This is a genomic window from Paraburkholderia bannensis (genome assembly GCF_014200455.1).
Classification (GTDB): Bacteria; Pseudomonadota; Gammaproteobacteria; order Burkholderiales; family Burkholderiaceae; genus Paraburkholderia; species Paraburkholderia bannensis_A.
The window spans coordinates 46,052-63,458 of the sequence record NZ_JACHBW010000006.1 but is presented as its reverse complement, the minus strand read 5'-3'; the positions used below and the strand labels follow the sequence as shown (position 1 = coordinate 63,458).

The 17,407-nt window shown below is 64.0% G+C and carries 13 protein-coding genes; 3 read left to right on the top strand and 10 right to left on the bottom strand.

The window, feature by feature from the left end:
• Positions 1 to 13: 13 nt before the first annotated feature.
• Positions 14 to 2,197 carry a hypothetical protein gene (locus tag F4827_RS11675; RefSeq protein WP_183724339.1) on the bottom strand — a complete coding sequence of 728 codons (2,184 nt, stop codon included), beginning with the start codon at positions 2,195 to 2,197 and terminating at the stop codon, positions 14 to 16.
• Between the two features lie 409 nt (positions 2,198 to 2,606).
• Between F4827_RS11675 and F4827_RS11670 the strand changes: the two genes are divergently transcribed.
• From F4827_RS11670 to F4827_RS11660, 3 genes are read left to right on the top strand one after another with little or no spacing between them, the layout of a single operon-like run.
• Positions 2,607 to 3,704, top strand: coding sequence for an acyltransferase (locus tag F4827_RS11670; protein WP_183724103.1), 1,098 nt, complete (start codon positions 2,607 to 2,609; stop codon positions 3,702 to 3,704).
• Between the two features lie 44 nt (positions 3,705 to 3,748).
• The gene (gene gmd, locus F4827_RS11665; RefSeq protein ID WP_183724102.1) at positions 3,749 to 4,792 is read left to right on the top strand and encodes a GDP-mannose 4,6-dehydratase; all 1,044 of its coding nucleotides are present in this window, start codon (positions 3,749 to 3,751) and stop codon (positions 4,790 to 4,792) included.
• A complete protein-coding gene (locus tag F4827_RS11660; protein ID WP_183724101.1) occupies positions 4,779 to 5,741 on the top strand; it encodes an NAD-dependent epimerase/dehydratase family protein in 963 nt (320 codons plus the stop codon). Before gmd ends, F4827_RS11660 begins: the two co-directional genes overlap by 14 nt.
• Before the next feature lie 96 nt (positions 5,742 to 5,837).
• On the opposite strand, the gene F4827_RS11655 is transcribed toward F4827_RS11660, so the two are convergent.
• The 9 genes from F4827_RS11655 to F4827_RS11615 all read right to left on the bottom strand — a co-directional run bounded on the left by F4827_RS11655 (position 5,838) and on the right by F4827_RS11615 (position 17,345).
• The gene (locus tag F4827_RS11655; RefSeq protein WP_183724100.1) at positions 5,838 to 6,995 is read right to left on the bottom strand and encodes a glycosyltransferase family 4 protein; all 1,158 of its coding nucleotides are present in this window, start codon (positions 6,993 to 6,995) and stop codon (positions 5,838 to 5,840) included.
• Between the two features lie 52 nt (positions 6,996 to 7,047).
• Positions 7,048 to 8,262 carry a glycosyltransferase family 4 protein gene (locus F4827_RS11650; protein ID WP_183724099.1) on the bottom strand — a complete coding sequence of 405 codons (1,215 nt, stop codon included), beginning with the start codon at positions 8,260 to 8,262 and terminating at the stop codon, positions 7,048 to 7,050.
• On the bottom strand, positions 8,259 to 9,701 hold the full coding sequence (locus F4827_RS11645) for a glucose-6-phosphate isomerase (protein WP_233177947.1): 1,443 nt from the start codon (positions 9,699 to 9,701) through the stop codon (positions 8,259 to 8,261). Before F4827_RS11645 ends, F4827_RS11650 begins: the two co-directional genes overlap by 4 nt.
• 101 nt (positions 9,702 to 9,802) lie before the next feature.
• A complete protein-coding gene (locus F4827_RS11640; RefSeq protein ID WP_183724098.1) occupies positions 9,803 to 10,951 on the bottom strand; it encodes a glycosyltransferase family 4 protein in 1,149 nt (382 codons plus the stop codon).
• 92 nt (positions 10,952 to 11,043) lie between these two features.
• Positions 11,044 to 11,970, bottom strand: a complete 927-nt coding sequence (locus F4827_RS11635) for a glycosyltransferase family 2 protein (protein ID WP_183724097.1) — start codon at positions 11,968 to 11,970, stop codon at positions 11,044 to 11,046.
• Positions 11,971 to 11,987: 17 nt separating this feature from the next.
• Positions 11,988 to 14,216: a polysaccharide biosynthesis tyrosine autokinase gene (locus F4827_RS11630; RefSeq protein ID WP_183724096.1), complete on the bottom strand. Its 2,229-nt coding sequence runs from the start codon at positions 14,214 to 14,216 to the stop codon at positions 11,988 to 11,990.
• Between the two features lie 51 nt (positions 14,217 to 14,267).
• The gene (locus tag F4827_RS11625; RefSeq protein ID WP_183724095.1) at positions 14,268 to 15,443 is read right to left on the bottom strand and encodes a polysaccharide biosynthesis/export family protein; all 1,176 of its coding nucleotides are present in this window, start codon (positions 15,441 to 15,443) and stop codon (positions 14,268 to 14,270) included.
• On the bottom strand, positions 15,440 to 15,889 hold the full coding sequence (locus F4827_RS11620) for a low molecular weight phosphotyrosine protein phosphatase (protein ID WP_183724094.1): 450 nt from the start codon (positions 15,887 to 15,889) through the stop codon (positions 15,440 to 15,442). Before F4827_RS11620 ends, F4827_RS11625 begins: the two co-directional genes overlap by 4 nt.
• A gap of 31 nt (positions 15,890 to 15,920) precedes the next feature.
• On the bottom strand, positions 15,921 to 17,345 hold the full coding sequence (locus F4827_RS11615) for a UDP-glucose/GDP-mannose dehydrogenase family protein (protein ID WP_183724093.1): 1,425 nt from the start codon (positions 17,343 to 17,345) through the stop codon (positions 15,921 to 15,923).
• Positions 17,346 to 17,407 lie beyond the last annotated feature (62 nt).

Genomic DNA, 17,407 nt, shown 5'->3' with positions numbered 1-17,407 from the left:
GGCTAAAGCAGCGTCAGGCCGGCTTCCAGCGGTACATGAGCACCTTGCCGCGTGCGTCTTCCTCGACGAAAACCAGGTATTCGCCGTTGGGCTGGCGATGCGCCGTAATGCCGAACGGCACGTCCACCCAGCCCGAGGTATTGCCCACTTCCGCGCCGGGACCGAAGGTGCCGATCTCCTTCGCGGAATCCTTTTCATAGACGTGGACGCCGCCTGCGGGCTCCACCACGAAGATGTAGCGGCCTTCCACGGTCAGCCCTGCGGGCGTGACCGGCGGCTTCGCCTTCGGGTCCCACGGCAGGCGCAGCATGTAGCGCTGCTCCGGATGGCCGCTCGACCATTTGTCGTAACGCACCAGCACGCGGCCCGCCTCTTTCCAGAAGCCGGGGTCGTGCGGCGCATCGGCGGTATAGCCCGTCACGTAGAGCGTGTCGGTTTCCGGCTCGTAGATCGCGCGGTGGACTTCCGTGAACGGCGCGGGAATGTCGTACTTGTCCAGCTTGTCGTAGCTGTAGATCGGGTTGCCCCTGGCGTCGAGACCGCCAAAGCGCCAGCGCCAGATGCCCTTTTCGTCGCGCGCACGCCAGATATCGCCGCGCGTATCGACCCACCAGCCCCAACCGCCGCCCAGCTTTTCGCGGCCAGGATTGCGCGTGAATTCGTCGCTGTCGAAAGCGCCATTGCCGTTGCTGTCGCGCCAGATCCAGTCGCCGCCCGGCGGCGCGTTCGGCACATGAAGAACCGGACGCTCGCGCCCCGCGAGAAAGCCCGAGGGGATCGCCACTTCGCCGTCACGCTGCGCATCGAAGCGATAGATCTTGAGGTGGTCCGCGTACATGTCCGTCAGGTACAGGAAGGTGTGACCGTTCAAGGAGCGCGCGGTCGGCAGGCCGGGCCATTGGTCCGTGAGGAAAACGGGATCGTCCGGGTATCTGAATCTATTCGAAAGGAATCCTGCATATTTCCAGTCCTGGCCCGGCGGCTTAGAAAGATCGAGTTCGAAGCGCTTGTTGCCCGTATAAACGCTATTGGGCCGCGCCGGGTCCATCCACGCACCATCCACGAACAGCAGCCCTTCGAGGTTCCACAGGCGCTTGCCCGCAGGCGTATAGCTTTCGAGCGTAGCGCCCAGGCCCGCACCGATGGTGTCGTGGCGCGGCCCGATGCCGTTGGTCGACACGTAGATATTGCCCTTCGCGTCCGTGCCCACGCCGGTCAGGCCGTTGAAGCGCCCAGGACCGGGACGTCCCGCCACGCCCGAGAAAATGCCGCCGCGCTCGCCCAGCGTGCCGCTCTGCGTGTAGCCCTTGCCGCTGCGCGAATAAATCAGGATCTGCTGGCGCGGACCGTTATCCGCCACCAGAATGCGTTGGGAGGGATCGACCGCGAGATCGACGGCGACCGAATCGGCCGGCAAATCGAAGCTTTCGGCCAGCGGCTTGCCATCGGCGGAATAATGCGCAACCTGCGGTGCGTGATCGCTCGCGGTGCCCGTGAGTACCCAGAGCGTGCCATCACCGGCAATCGCCACGCGGCCCGGCTCGTGCACGTCGAATTGCGACTTGCGTTGCATCGAGTTTGCGTCGTAGACCTCGATGCGGTTCATCGCCGTATTGCTCACATAGAGCAGTGAATCGCTTGCAGCGAGACCGCCGATACCCGATTGCGTGCCGGTCGGCACATCGGCGATCTTGAGGAATGCGCCCGCAAGCTGCGCATGCGGATTGAGCGGCTGTGGAGAGGCCTGAAAGGCCGCGGCGCGTCTGGGCTCATCAAGAGGCCTGCGCGTGATGCCGAACCACTGGCGGCCCTTATCCGGCCAGATGCCGCCGCCCACCAGGTGGCCCTTCTCGTTGCCCACGCCCACCGCTCCATATAGATAGCGGTGATTCACCGCTACGGCGTTGCCGCCCTGGCCGCCCCAGCCATGTGTACCGCCGGCAAAGCCCAATGCCTTGCCGTCCTGATACGCACTGATTTCGCCGCCGCTCTCGTCCCACGGCGCGTCCGTATACACCTTGCCTTCCGGCGTAACGGCGATCGCGGTGACGTTGATCTGCATCCACGTCCCCTGCCCGTAACCATAGGTGTTACCGATCCACGAGGAGGTCACATTGAGTTGCGGCGCGGCAATCGTCTGTACCGACGAGGTACAGGCGAACGCACCCAGCGCGGCGAACGCCAGCGCCCTGCGCATACGGCGCTCGGGAATCGGAAACGGCAAGGCAATTCCTCCGTGGTGACGGCAATCTGGCTGGATCATGCCGCACATTCACGATGAAAAATGGCCCCACAAAATCCGAAAATAATTCAAAAAAATTCAATGATTTTTGATGTCTTTTGAACGACTTACGACGTAAATGCGAAATAAATGACGCAACGCAGAAACCGCCCGCTCCGCAAGCGAAAGCGCCGGTTGACAGGCCTCGAAAAGCGGAAATATTTGCCGTCCCGATTCAGTTATTCGCCGAATTTACCGAATGAAAATCCATTCGATTTTCAAAATGGCACATTGATATATTTCGATTTTTTGACCGCGTTTTTGCCTATTAAATTCTTTCTAGAATCAATCGGACTGCGCATGCATGCAAACCACCGGATAACCGATGACCGTTAACAGCCTCGCCAGCCCACCGTCACAAGATACGCAACACGCCGACCGCATCGTCCAGCTCGACGGCATGCGGGCCATTGCCGTGCTCGCCGTATTCGCGCAGCACGCGTTGCGCGCGCCGCTCTGGATGGGCGTCGATCTGTTTTTCGTGCTGAGCGGCTTTCTGATCACCGGCATCCTGATGGAGCGCAAAGCGCGCGGGCAGTCGTATTTCAGCTACTTCTATGCGCGCCGCGTGCGCCGCATCCTGCCGCCGTACATCCTGCTGATGATCGTTTCATCGCTGCTGTTCGGCCTGGGCTGGGCGCATTACTGGCCCTGGTATGCGTTTTTCGCCACCAATATCGGTGATGCGCTAGGCCAGAGCGGTCATGACAGTCTCAACATTCTCTGGTCGCTCGCGGTTGAAGAGCAGTTCTATATCTTCTGGCCGTTCGTGGTGCTGTGGCTGCCGCAACGTTGGCTGGCCGTGGCAGCCGCCTCCCTGATCTTTATCGTGCCCGTGCTGCGCGCCATCGCCACCCCGTGGTTCGCCACCTACTGGCCGATTTATTACCTCACGCCGTTCCGTATGGACCTGCTTGCAGCAGGCGCGCTGCTCGCGGTGCTGGTGCGGCGCGAGCGCAATGCGCTCGAACCCTTCAAGCTGCCGGCGGCGGTGCTGTTTTTCGCGGCGCTTGCCGTGCTGGCCTGGCTGCATCTGCACTATCCGCGTTTTCGGGGCATGAATACGCCGCTGTCGAATGCGCTGCTCTATAGCGTGTCGCTCGTGCTGTGCACCTCGGCGGTCGTATTCGCGCTGCAATCGAAGGGCATCGTCAAACGCGTGCTCAGCAATCCGGTGCTCGTTTATATCGGCACCATCAGCTACACGATCTACCTGATTCACCTCACGATTCTCTATGCGGTGTGGCCTCTGCACTACAGCCGCGCGGTGAGCGCCGCCATCGCGCTTGCCATCACGCTCGTCTATGCAAGCGCGAGCTGGTTCCTGTTCGAAAAACGTCTCACGCGCGGCCCCGCCCGTCGCGATGCCGTCGCGGTTTCCCCGGTACGCAGCAGCGTGAACGCCGCCAGCTCGCAGTCCTGAAAGACCGATTCCACCTCAATGTTCGCACCTTCAAAGGCACAACCATGAACGAACGACGCAAAGCGATCATCACCGGCGTATCCGGCCAGGACGGCGCGTATCTGACCAAACTGCTGCTCGACAAGGGCTACCAGGTGATCGGCACCTATCGCCGCACCAGCTCGGTCAACTTCTGGCGCATGAACGAACTGGGCGTCACCGATCATCCGTCGCTCGAACTCGTCGAACACGATCTCACCGATGCGGGCTCGACGATTCGCCTGCTCGAACGCGCACAGGCCGGCGAAATCTATAATCTCGCCGCGCAAAGCTTCGTGGGCGTTTCGTTCGATCAGCCCGTCACCACAGCGGAAGTCACTGGCATCGGTGCGCTCAATCTGCTCGAAGCGATCCGTGTGATCAATCCGCGTACGCGCTTCTATCAGGCCTCCACTTCGGAAATGTTCGGCAAGGTGCAGGCCGTGCCGCAACGCGAGGACACGCCCTTCTATCCGCGCAGCCCGTATGGCATCGCCAAGCTGTTCGCGCACTGGTCGACCGTCAATTACCGCGAGTCCTACGATATCTTCGCGACCAGCGGCATTCTGTTCAATCACGAATCGCCGCTGCGTGGCCGTGAATTCGTCACGCGCAAGATCACCGACGCGGTCGCCAAGATCAAGCTCGGCAAGCAGAGCGTGCTGGAACTCGGCAACCTGGACGCCAAGCGCGACTGGGGTTACGCTTCGGAATACGTCGAAGGCATGTGGCGCATGTTGCAGGCCAACGATCCGGATACTTATGTCCTCGCGACGGGCCGTACCGAAACCGTGCGCGATTTCGTGACGATGGCCTTCGCCGCCGCCGGTTACCAGCTCGAATGGTCGGGCCGCGCCGAACGCGAAACGGGCGTGGATATCTCGACGGGCCGCACGCTGGTGCGCGTGAGCCCGCGTTTTTACCGCCCCGCCGAAGTCGAACTGCTGATCGGCAATGCCGACAAGGCGCGCAGCAAGCTCGGCTGGGAACCGCAAACCTCGCTTGAACAGCTCTGCCAGATGATGGTCACGGCAGACCTCGCACGCAACGAACGACATGACACGTTCTGACTCTTCCAGCGCGGCCTCGGCGCCGCGCGCGCTCATCACCGGCGTGAATGGCTTCACGGGGCGCTATATGGCGGCCCGCCTCGCGGCGCGCGGCTACCAGGTCTGGGGCACCGTGCGCGCGGGCGAAGCCGGCAATATCGGCGAACTGCCGGGCAGCGCCACGCCGCTCGCCGCCGAACTGCTCGACCGCCAGGCGCTTGCACTGGCGGTTGAAACGGCGCGGCCCGACGTGGTGGTGCATCTCGCGGCAGTCGCCAATGTTGCCGATGGCGACGTTGCCCGCACTTATGTCGTCAACGTGGTCGGCACGCGCAATCTGCTGGATACGCTCGCGGATCAGCGCCATGTGCCGCGCGCGGTGCTGCTCGCCAGCAGCGCGAACGTCTATGGCAACGTCACGCCTGGCGTGATCGACGAAACGGTTGCGCCACAGCCCGCCAACGATTACGCAGTGAGCAAGCTGGCGATGGAATATGTTGCGAAGCGCTGGAATGCCCAGTTGCCGCTGGTGATCGCGCGCCCGTTCAATTACACGGGCGTGGGCCAGAGCACCGATTTCCTGCTGCCCAAGATCGTCGAGCATTACGCACGCGGCGATCGCACGATTTCGCTCGGCAATACCGACGTGAGCCGCGACTTCTCCGATGTGCGCGATGTGGTCGACGCTTACGCAAAGCTCATTGAAGTCGCGCCGCGCGGCAAAACGGTGAACGTCTGTTCAGGCACGGGTTGGACGCTGGGCGAATTGCTGACGACGCTTTCGCGCATCGCGGGCTATGCAATCGAAGTGAAGGTCGATCCGCGTTTCGTGCGGGCCAATGAGGTACGCCATCTCGTGGGTTCAGATGCGAAGCTGCGCTCGCTGGTGGGCGAAAGCGAACGCACGCCGATTGAAGCAACGCTGCGCTGGATGTATGAAGAAGCGCGCAAACGGCTGCATCCTCTTTGAATCCCGCTTGCTTGTTTAATTTGCTTGTTTCGTTTGCTTGTTTAATCAATCGCCGCCCCTTTGGGCGGCGATTTCATTTCAGCCGGCGATTTGACCTTAATGCGCTGCAATCGCTTCAGCGTAAACATCGGCCACGCGCCGCGCGATCACTGCGTTATCGAAATGCTCGCGCGCATACGCCTTGCACGCATCTTCGTCGGGCAGCTTGATACGGCCCGACAGCGCCGCGTCGATGCCTTCGGCAATCGCCGCCGCGCCCGTCTCCGGCAACACCAGATCCGGCGACAACCCGGCCACCGCTTCAGGCAGGCCCCCCACGGGCGTGACCAGCACCGGCGTGCCCGCGGAAAGCGACTCCACCGTGATGAGGCCAAAGCCTTCGAGCGCCACCGTCGGCACGACGCTCAGCGTCGCGGCGCGATAGAGCGAAGGCAGATGCGCGTCGGGCACGAAGCCCAGCAGCTTGACGTTATCGGTGAGATCGGCAGCCTCGATACGCTGCTGCAATTCCGCCTCCAGACGGCCTCGGCCCGCGATCAGCAGCAGGATATCGGGGTGACGCTGCTTGACCTGCTTCACCGCGTCGATCAGATCTTCCAGGCCCATGCGGCGCACGAGGCGACGCACGGCCAGCACGATCGGGCGATTCTGCGGCAATTGCAGGCGCAGACGCGCCTCGCCTTGCGAGCAGGCCGGATCGAAATGCGCTGTATCCACGCAGCCCGGCACGATACGTACGCGCTCGGGCGAGATCGCATAGCGCTTGGTCAGAATATCGCCGAATGCCCTGGACAGCACGATCAGTCGCGACGATCGTTCGTACACCGATTGTTCCAGCGAGTGCTTGATGCGCTGGCTCAGCGTGGCGGCGCCTTCAACGAAGCTTTCGTCGGCCCACGGTCCCTGGAAGTGCGAGACCTGTGGAATGCCGCGCGTGACGTCGAGGCCAGGAAAGGTATAGAGCGCGAAGTGCGAGGAAATCACATCGGGGCGATGGCGGCGGACTTCGCTGCGCAAGGCGCGGCGCGCGTCCATCAGCCGGAACGGCAGCGCCCGCGCCGCCGACCCGAAACCCTGGATCGCGCCGCCGCTGTCCTGCGCCACCTTGGGAGACCCGGCCACGACGCCACGTACATGCACGCCCGCACCGGGCAACGCGCCCACCAGCGAGTAATACATGCGATCGAGACCGCCGGCGCGCTCGGGGAACCAGTGCATGCCGATCTGTAGCGAATGGATGGAATGTTTCGTCATCGCGATTCCTTTTTATGCAACTTGTTATGCACCCCTGCGGGCGACAGAAGTATCAGGTGGTCTCTGCTCGCGGCAGAGCCTGGCCGCTCGAAAGCGGCGCGAGCGTGGGCGCGTCGCTGCGCGCCGTCGCGCCCGCTTCGCCCGCCAACTCGCGGTATAGCGCGATGTATTGCGCGGCCATGCGGGCCCAGCCGAAACTGCAGGCCAGTTCCGCCGCGGCTTCGCCCATCGCGGCGCGGCGCGGCGCATCGTCGGCAAGTTGTTTGATCGCGCCCGCGAGCGCCGTGGCGTCGTCCGGATCTTCCAGCACGATGCCGCAATCGGGCGTGATGATTTCCGCGCCGCCCGCCGTGCGCGCCGTGACCACCGGCAAGCCCGCCGCCATCGCTTCCAGCAGCGAAAGGCTCATTGCTTCGTAGCGCGAAGGAAATACATAACTGTCGACGCTACTCATCAGAACCGGCATTTCGCGCACGAGACCGAGAAAATGCACGCGAGAAGCAACGCCCAGTTCGCGCGCCATCTCTGGATACGGGCTGCCCGGCAGATAGCCCGCCACCGCCAGATGCACGTGCTCGGGCAATTGCTTGAGCGCATGCAGCACGGTGCCGAGGTTCTTGCGCGGCGTGCGCAGATCGCCCACGAACAGCAGCAGGAATTGATCGGCAGGTAAGTTGAACTTCGCGCGATCGGGCGTTGCGCCGGAGAAGCCGCGCGTATCCACGCCGTTATAGATCACGTCCACGCGTTCGATCGGGTTACCGCCCGAAACGATGATTTCGTCCGCGACCTTGCGCGACACCGCCGCGATCACGCGCGAGCGCCGGTAGGCCCAGCGCTCCAGCACCGCGTTCGCCCGCGTATAGACGAACTGATACGCCGACCACAGCCCACGCGTGAGACCGAACGGGTAATACTTGCTGCGCGCCCAGCCGCCATGCACGAAGTGCGCGCTGTTGACGTCGGCGTGCGCCCAGGTGATGAAACCGTTGACATGCAGCACGTCGTATTCGCTGCGATGGCTCTTGAGCCACAACGCGCTCTTGAGCGCGAACACCTGCTGACGCAGCAGGTTGGTGGGCCAGAGCTTCGATGGCTGCACGCGCACCCATTTCACCTTCGGATGCGCGAGCAGTTCGGGCGCGACGTGCGAAGCCACCAGCGTGACTTCAAAACCTTCGTCGAGCGCCGCGCGCGCGATTTCATGGTTGACGCGCCCCTGGCCGTCGTTATGGCGCACCACATGCGTGACGATTGCGACTCTCAATCGGAGACCTCCGTAGGCGGGGTAGTGTCTGGCGGGGTGGCTGGCGCAATGCCGCTGGCCTGGCGCCGCGTGATCCTGCGCCAATGCCCCGCGCCGAGAATGGAAAAAGCACTGGAAAACAGCAGCAGACCGCCCGTGCCCACCAGCGAATTGGTGAACACCAGCATCGCGAAAATCGAGACCATCAGGCTCAGACAGGCGCATACATAGCGGTCCTCGGGCATGCGCAGCGCCACGCGGACCGCGCGCGCGAGCAGCCACAGCACGCCCGACATGTACATCAGCGTGCCCGGCCAGCCGAGCACGAACGGAATGTTCATCACGCCGCTATCGAAGCTGCCGTACTGACCGAGCTGGCCGTTGCTGCTGGAAAGCTTGGTCGATGCGCCGGTCGCGCCCAGGCCCTCGCCCGTCACATCGGTGAAGGCCGTTTTGGCGAAATCGGCGTAAAACTGGTTGCGCGCTTCGTAACTCTGGTCGTCGCTCAGATTCACGAGCGTGTTCAGACGCTGCTGCATGCGGTCGGCAACCGGGCCGAAGGTAAGCAGCGGCACGCACACGCCCGCCAGCACAAAGGCGCTCACAATGATGCGCAGGCGCACCTTGTTGCTCGACTTCATCAGCTGGATCACCATCGCAATCGCCCAGCCGCCCCAGGTCGAACGCACCAGCGAGAGCGCAAACGAGAAGAAGCCGAACGCCGCCGCGATCCAGCGTACGCGATGCTTGGCAGCCATCACCAGCACCATTGCGCCCATCATCGCGAAAGCGAACGGACCCGACGAATTCATCGTGCTGAACACGCGCACGCCCAGCGGCACGGGGTCGCCCTGCGAATTCATATCGGAGCCGATCATCCACATCGCGTCCCACGGCGGCATGATGAAGAACTGCACCAGCCCATACGCGCCCATCACGAACATGCCGTAGATGAAGGTATTGACGATGGTGTCGCGGGTTTCTTCATACTGGCGCGTGAGCACCATGATGTGAAAGCCGATCAGCAGCGGATAAACCCAGTTCGCCAGATCGAACACAGCGGCGGCCGGGCCGTTTGCGACCACGCCCACGACGAAGCCATAGCTGATGCCAAGCAGCGCGAGCAGCAAGGGCAGACCGCGGCGCTGCGCAAGCACAGGGTAATAACGCAGCAGCGATAGCCCGCTGATCATCGTCACCGCGAGCGGCGCGACCTGAATCAGACTGGTCGGCGTGAAGCCGCCTTTGCCGTAATCGGCGAGACGGCGCACTTCAGGGCTCAGGAACCATAGCCACCACATGAAGCCGATATAGCGCACCGGATTCACGAAATAGAGCCACAGCCCCACGCCGATGGCCAGTACCGGAAAGGCCAGCGTGAGCACCGAGCCCTGATGCGCGAGGATCAGGAGGCCCGTCAGCGTCCACAGCGCGATGACCGGCAGCGTATCGCGGCCCATCGCGCGGCGCAGGCCTGATTTCGGCGCGCGCTGCGGGGCAGGCGCTGAAGCGGGCGCGGGAGACGGCATGGCGCCGGGAAAGGTGGACGGCACACGCATGATCACATCCCGCGCGGCATCTGGCCGGTAGCGCCCGCCATCGCGGCGCGCGTAGCGGACTGCGTGCGCGGATCGCGTTCGAGCAACATTTCGCGGGTGAGCTGCACGTGCTGGCGCGCGTAGTTCTCCGTGGTGAGATCGCGCGTACTCAGTTGCTCGCAGGCTTCGCGCGCCTGGGCGAGTGCGCGTGCGGGATCGTCCACCAGTGCGTTGACGGCCTCGCGCAACTGCTGTGCGTTGAAAGGCTCGATATAAAACGCGGCCTTGTCGTCGAAGTAATCGTCGAGCGCGCCTACCCTGGTGACGATCATCGGCTTGCCGAGCGCGGCGGCTTCCAGCATGACTGTGATGCCCGAAGCGTGCGTATTGGGGCGCAGCGGCACGACGACGATATCAGCCCAGTTATAGAGCGCGTGCTGCTGCTGGATGCCGGACACGCGCACGATCTCCACGTTCGCGGCGCGCGCGGACGCCGGCATGCGGCGACGCGTGGCAATCCGCACTTCGTAGCGCGCATCGTCGCGCAAGGCGGCGACGAGCGTGGTCCAGTCGCGGTCGCGATCGTTGCCGATGGCGGCCACGCGCACGGGCGCATGCGGCTTCCAGTGCGAGGGCGGGCAAAGTGGAAAATCGCGGGTATTCAGGCCGTAAAGGAGGGACGTGGCGGCCCGGCCGAAGAACTGCTTGCACAGCGCCGCATTTTCGCTGGCCAGCGTAGTGAGGCGGTCGGCGCGCGCGAGCAGGCGCTTGTAGAACGCGCGGCGCAGGCCGCCGTAGCCCGGCCAGCGGTCGAGCAGCCAGACGCTTTGCGCGAGCAGCAAAGGACGCGCCCCGCCCTTCTTTGCCTGCATCAGCAGCACGAGCGCCACGGCCAGATGCTCCTGCTCCGTGTGCGTCCAGATCACATCCGAATTGAGCATGGCTTCACGGTTGCGCCACGCGTGAATGAAATCGAAACCGAGCGCCGCCTTCAGCGCCCGGCGCACGAAACGCACCGGCTTGCCCTCGGGCGTGTCCTGCGCGTAATTGAGCGCGAATTCCGCAGACTGCGCGTGATGGTAGCCATACAGCGAGCCGATATTCTCGCCTTTGCGATAGTGGCGCGGATCCGCGCCGTAAAACAGGTGCACGTGGACGTTCGTACTGCTCATTCGGGGTCCTCCGTAAATTCGTGTGCGGGCACGCCGATCAGTCGTCGACGCGCGAGCGGATACTTCCGTCGATCGTTATCGGGCGATGTGTGTCAGGCAATCGCGCGGCGCGCCTCGCGTGCGCCACCGCGTACCGCGCGCCAGCGCGCGAACGCCGCGCCTGCCGAGCCCGAACGCAGCGCGCTCAGGCCCGCCAGCAGCAAGCCCGGATAGACACGCGTACCCACCAGCGCCCACCACCACCATGCGGTTTCGCGGTGCAGCGGCGCGAGATGGCCACGCAGGATCAGGTGGAAATTAAACGCGCCATTGCGGATAGAGGCGAGCGTCTGCGCGTTGCGCGGATCTTCGCCGGGACGCGGCGCGGGATAGTGGTCCACGGCCACCAGCGGGTCGTAGACGAGCTTCCAGCCCGCGCGCTTCACGCCCATGCTGAAGGCCATATCGTTGTGGGTCTGCGCGCCGGTGCCGCGCAAACGGCGGTCAAAGCGCAGGTCGCCGATCGCCGCGCGCCGGTAGCTCATATTCGCGCCCTTGAGCAGATCGACTTCGCGGGCCGCGCCCACGCCCAGATGATGATTGCCGACGATGCGTCCGCTGCACTGCACGCGTCCCACCAGCTCGCGCTCGCCATCGAGTACGCGGCCTTCCTCATGCACCCAGTCGCGTCCGCCCAGCGCGCCCAGTTTCGCATCGGCTTCGAAATGCGCGGCGATACGCGCAACCCAGTCCGCGCGCGGCGCGGCGTCGTCGTCGGTGATGGCGATGACATCGCCCGTCGCCGCTTCCAGACCGCGATTGAGCGCGGCCACCTGGCCCGGCTCCTGCACCATCGCCACGTCCACGTTCAGCACGCGCGGCGTGACGTGTTCGGCCAGACAGGCGTGCGTGACGGCGTCGTCGGCGCGCGCCACCACCACGATCTGGTCGGGCGCGCGCTGCTGGCACAGCAGCGCCGACAGACAGCGTGCGAGATCTTCAGGACGCCGATACGTCGGCACGAGCACGGTAACTTTCATCGCGTGTTCCTCCTTCATCAGGCGCTCAGGTATTCCTGCACCGCAGCGTAGCCATAGCCGTAGCTGCCGCGAGCGCGTGCCGGCACGCCATTGAAGACGCCGCCCGTCACGCGCACGCCCGCATTGCGCAGACGCTTGAGCGTATCGGCGATCTCGCCTTCGGTATGCATGCCCGAGCGCAGCACCACGAAGGTCGAGCCGGCGTGAGCGCCGATGATGGCGGCATCGGTCACCGCCAGCACCGGCGGCGTGTCGATCAGCAGAATGTCGTAGCGCTTGGCGAGACCGTCGAGGTATTGGCCCAGGCGCGGCGACATCAGCAGCTCGGACGGATTGGGCGGACGGCGGCCGCAGGAGATGAATTGCAGGTTATCCACTTCGGTCCCACGAATCGCCTCGTCCAGCGCGATCTGCCCCGAGAGCAGCTCGGAAAAGCCGTTTTCCTGCGGGCCGCCCAGATAGCGTTCAAGCGCGCCACGGCGCATGTCGCCGTCGATCATCAGCACGCGCTTGCCCGAGTGCGCCAGAAGCACCGCCAGATTCGCGGTGAGAAAGCTCTTGCCGACGCCCGGCACCGAGCCGGTTAGCGCCACCACATGATTGCGCGCATCCATCACGCTGAACTGCAGCGAGGTGCGCAGCGAGCGCAGGCTCTCGACCGTGAGATCCTTGGGCGCGGCATTGGCGAGCACTTCACGCAAACGCGTACCGCCGCGCACCGGCGCGCGTTTTTCCAGCACCGCCTGTTCCGCCGAAAGCGGCACGAGACCGTAGACCGGCAGCTGGAAATTACGCTCGATAACATCCGGATCGACGATGCCCTTGAACATGTTCCGGCGCATCAGCACGAAGCCGGTGCCCAGAATCAGGCCGAGCATGGTGGCCGCCGAGATGATCAGCAGCTTCTTGGGCTTGGACGGCTTGCCCGGGCGCATCGCCGGATCGACGATATGCACGTTGCCGCCCGTGCCCACGCGCTGCACGGAAAGCTCCTGAATACGGTTGAGCAGCAGCACGTAGATGTCTTCCGCCACCTTCGCGTCGCGTTGCAGCTGCACGGCCTTGACTTCGGTAGCTGGCAGGTCGCGGAACTTGGTGTCGTACTTGGCGCGCTCGCCCTGCAATTGCGCAAGCTGCTGGCGCGCCGCGATCAGCACCGGATGCTGGTCGCCAAAGCGCTGTTGCAGCGAAGCGATCTGCAATTGCAGCGCGGAAATCTGCTGCTCGTACTGAACGCTGCCGTCCAGATAGATCTTCGCTTCGTCGCTGGCGTTGATCGAACCCGACTTGCTTTGATACGCAGTCAGCGCGGCTTCTGCGTTTTCGAGGTCCGACTTCAGGCGCGGCTGCTCGCTGCGCAGGAAGTCGAGCATCTTGCTCGCATCGGCCTGCTTGGTGGCGACGTGCTCGCGCAGATACGATTGCGCGACCGCATTCGCCACCTGGGCAGCGTGATCGGGATCGTTGTCTTCGAGCGAGATATCGATCACGCCCGTCTGCTTGCCCTGCTCCTGCACCTTGACCGCGTTCTGGAAGCCCGTGACGGCGTCCAGATCGTTCATGCGCACGACCGTGAAGCGCGTGCCGGGGCGCGCCTTCAGCTCGCTCACCAGCATCGTGACGCCGCCGCCCTGCACCTGCTGCCCCACCGTGCCTTCCACCAGCCGGCCGCCGTCCGGGCCGGAAATCACGTAGCGGTTGTCGTCGAGCGCGGTCATCGTGAGCTTCTTGCCCTCAAGCCCCGGCGAGACTTCGATCGAATCCACGCCGGCGACTTCGCCGCCCCATGCATAGCTGCCCAGACCAAACCACGGATGCGAGGGCGTGCCCGGCGTCGCCAGGCGCGCCGCGAGGCTGCCGACCACGGGCAGCGTGACCGGCGAGACCGTGAAGTTCAGCTTGAACTGCCTGACGACCGGTTCGAGCACGCTGCGGCTCTGGATCATCTGGATTTCCGCGTCGGTCGGCAGGGAGCCCTGCTGGCCGCTGGTGATGTTGGCGCCCGACTGCGTTTGCGTCAGCGCCTGCGAGGTGTAGTCGGCCTGCTCGACGCGCACCTGCGTGTCCGCCGTATACACCGGCTTGGCGACGAAGCAGTAGAACACGGCGCAGCCGACCACCACCGCCGCGATCGCGATGAGCCAGCCGATGTCGTCGATGATGACGCGCAGCAACTGGCCGAGGACGACGTCCTCTTCCTCTGTGCGGGCCGCCGGGGCCGCCTGACTGTTGGCTTGAATGCTCACGTTTCGATCCCGTTTTAAATCGTGTTGCGTGGGAGGGAAGACCTCACGCGCTTAGCGCGTGATCTGCTTCAGGTAGAAGACCGTCTGCACCGTTGGCAGGATCTGCTGCAAGAGGCGGTTGAAGGTCGTCGAGGCTGCCGTACCGACATACACGACATCCATCGGCTTGAGCTGGAATTGCGAGGACAGCATGATCGCGTCGGGCTTCGTCATGTCGAGACGGTAGATTTCCGGCTCGCTCGGGTTGTCCTTCATTCCCCGCATCACGAAGATCTGGCGCGGATTCGCGTCGGTATCGAGAATGCCGCCCGCGGACGTGAGCGCATCGGCGATCGTCAGCTTGCCGCGAATCATGCCGGTCTGAATGGGCGTCTTCACTTCGCCCATCACAAATATTCTGCTATCCGAACGATCTGGCACATTGATGATGTCGCCGTCCTGAAGCATCACGTTCTGCGTCGCGTCGCCCGAATCGAGCATGCGGTTCGCGTCCAGCACGTAGAGCTTGCCGTTGCGCGTGAGACGCACGCGGTTGATGTCGGCGTTGTCGGTGCTGCCGCCCGAGCGCGTGATCGCATCGACGAGCGTCAGCGGCACGTCGCTCATGGAAAGCGGGCCCGGCGTCTTCACGTCGCCGGTCACCTGGATTTTCTGGCTGCGGTAGGCGAGCACGCGCACGTCCACCTGCGGATTCTTGATATACGGCCCGAGACCCGACGCGAGCTGGTCGCGTAACTGCCCCGGCGTCTTGCCCGCGGCCATCACGCGTCCCACGAACGGGAAGTAGATGGTGCCGTCCTTGGCGACGGTCTGGCCATAGGGATCGGACTGCCCGGAAAGCGCGTTGGTATAGGGCTGCGTGAGCGCCTGCCCGACCGTCTGCGTGGTGTTGCCGCCCTGCGAAAACGTCGAGCCCTGCGGCGTGGACAGTTCCGGATGGTCGTACACCGTCACGCCCAGAATGTCCTGAGGCGCGAGGTGATAGACGTAGTCGGCCGGCGACGCGTACTTCGCCGGCGGCAGTTCGCGCTGTTGCGCGGCCACGGCTTCCTGCGCCTGGCGCATCACGAGCTGCGAGTCGATCAGATGCACGTCGTACTGCTTCTGCGGCTGATTGCCGGGCTGCTCCTTGAGGCTGGAGGAATCGAGGTAGTTGCCAGGCGCGCTCGCGCATGCGGAAACAAAAATACTCAGCGCCAGCGCGCTCATCAGATTGAGTTTACTCATTGGCATATTCGGCTCAGCCATCCCTTTACCAGACGATCCATCAATTCGAGACTGTCGCGATACATGGCTTCATCCTGACCATGCGGGTCGGCGACGTCCGAGTTCTCCCAGTTGCCGAGCGCGTACACCTTGCCGCGCGCGGTCGGTTCGATACGCTCGACCTCGCCGACCTGATGGCGCTCCGTGACCAGCACGAGGTCGGCCTGTCGCACGAGGCGGCTCGTGAGGCGGCGCGAGCGGTGCTCGCCCACCTCCACGCCGCGCTCCGCGAGCAGGCGTTGCATCACGGGGTCCATGTCCACGCCTTCGCGTGCGCGCAGACCCGCCGAATGAAACGCGCCTGCGTGGCCGGCCGCACGCTCGCGAAGACGCGCGCGAAACAGCTGTTCCGCCGCTGGCGAGCGGCAGACATTCGCGTGACAGACGATCAATACGTCGTTGAACATGGACGGGTGACTCCTCGTTGCGACCGCGTATTTACGCGGTCACCTGCGATTGCGTCGAAGTTGCGGCTTCGGCGCGCGCACGGCTTGCCTGCGCGGCGCTCGCGCGGCCCACGGCGTGATACTCGATGCCGAGTTCCTGCAGCGTGAGCGGCTCGTACAGATTGCGGCCGTCGAACACGATCGGCGTTTTCAGCTGCGCCTTGAGCGTTTCGAAATCCGGCGCCTTGAACACCTTCCATTCGGTGGCGACGACCAGTGCATCCGCGCCATGCGCAGCTTCCATCGCGTCATGGGCATAGACGAGCCGCTCAAGCTGCCCGGGCGTCTTCTGCAGATCCATCTCCAGCACGCGCTGCGCTTCCTTCACCGCGACCGGGTCATAGGCCTGCACGCGTGCGCCGCGCGCCAGCAGTTCGGCGATCAGCGTGCGGCTCGGTGCTTCGCGCATGTCGTCCGTGTTCGGCTTGAATGCGAGGCCCCAGAGGCCAAAGGTGCGGCCCGTGAGATCCGAGCCAAAGCGCGTGACGATCTTCTGCGCCAGCACCTGCTTTTGCGCTTCGTTGACCGCTTCCACGGCCCGCAGGATCTGCAGCGGCTCGCCGAAATCCTCGGCCGTACGCATCAGCGCCTTCACGTCCTTCGGGAAGCACGAGCCGCCGTAACCGCAGCCCGCATAGAGAAAGTCATAGCCAATGCGCGGATCGGAACCGATGCCACGGCGCACTGCCTCGATATCCGCGCCGACGCGATCGGCCAGATTCGCCAGTTCGTTCATGAACGAAATGCGCGTGGCCAGCATCGCGTTCGCGGCGTATTTGGTGAATTCCGCCGAATGCACGTCCATGTAGAGCGTGCGTTCGTGGTTGCGGTTGAATGGCGCGTACAGGCGTTTCATCAGTTCGCGCGCGCGTTCGCCCGGCACGTCTTCGTCGCAGCCCAGCACGATGCGGTCGGGGCGCGCGAAATCGTCTACGGCCGCGCCTTCCTTCAGGAACTCCGGATTCGAGACCACCGAGTACATGTGGTTCTCGCCGCGCTTGCGCAACTCTGACGCGATTGCATCGCGCACCAGCGCCGCCGTGCCGACCGGCACCGTCGATTTATCGACGATGACCTTGAAACCGTTCATCAGGCGGCCGATGTTGCGCGCAGCCGTCAGCACGTATTGCAGGTCGGCCGAACCGTCCTCGTCGGGCGGCGTGCCCACGGCGATGAACTGTACATCGCCGTGCGCGACTGCCGCTTCGACATCGGTCGAGAACGTCAGACGGCGCGCGCGCACGTTGCGCTCGATGATTTCCTTCAGGCCCGGCTCGTGAATCGGCACGACGCCCTGATTGAGCAGGTCGATCTTGCGCTGGTCCACGTCGAGACAGAACACGTCGTTGCCGATGTCGGCCAGACACGCGCCCGTCACGAGACCCACATAACCGCTGCCAATGATCGTCAGATTCATGCCCACCTCAATTGTGATTGCCTGTTGGTGTCCACCAGGGCCGCGGCCTCATGCGCACGCGA

Excerpts from the sequence above, each read along its gene's own strand:
- F4827_RS11655 (WP_183724100.1), bottom strand. The coding sequence starts at position 6,995 with ATGACGAAACATTCCATCCATTCGCTACAGATCGGCATGCACTGGTTC.
- F4827_RS11660 (WP_183724101.1), top strand. The coding sequence starts at position 4,779 with ATGACACGTTCTGACTCTTCCAGCGCGGCCTCGGCGCCGCGCGCGCTC.
- F4827_RS11670 (WP_183724103.1), top strand. The coding sequence starts at position 2,607 with ATGACCGTTAACAGCCTCGCCAGCCCACCGTCACAAGATACGCAACAC.
- F4827_RS11675 (WP_183724339.1), bottom strand. The coding sequence starts at position 2,197 with ATGCGCAGGGCGCTGGCGTTCGCCGCGCTGGGTGCGTTCGCCTGTACC.
- F4827_RS11635 (WP_183724097.1), bottom strand. The coding sequence starts at position 11,970 with ATGAAAGTTACCGTGCTCGTGCCGACGTATCGGCGTCCTGAAGATCTC.
- gmd (WP_183724102.1), top strand. The coding sequence starts at position 3,749 with ATGAACGAACGACGCAAAGCGATCATCACCGGCGTATCCGGCCAGGAC.
- F4827_RS11645 (WP_233177947.1), bottom strand. The coding sequence starts at position 9,701 with ATGGGCCGCGATACGCTGCCGGTCATCGCGCTGTGGACGCTGACGGGC.
- F4827_RS11640 (WP_183724098.1), bottom strand. The coding sequence starts at position 10,951 with ATGAGCAGTACGAACGTCCACGTGCACCTGTTTTACGGCGCGGATCCG.
- F4827_RS11615 (WP_183724093.1), bottom strand. The coding sequence starts at position 17,345 with ATGAATCTGACGATCATTGGCAGCGGTTATGTGGGTCTCGTGACGGGC.
- F4827_RS11620 (WP_183724094.1), bottom strand. The coding sequence starts at position 15,889 with ATGTTCAACGACGTATTGATCGTCTGTCACGCGAATGTCTGCCGCTCG.
- F4827_RS11625 (WP_183724095.1), bottom strand. The coding sequence starts at position 15,443 with ATGAGTAAACTCAATCTGATGAGCGCGCTGGCGCTGAGTATTTTTGTT.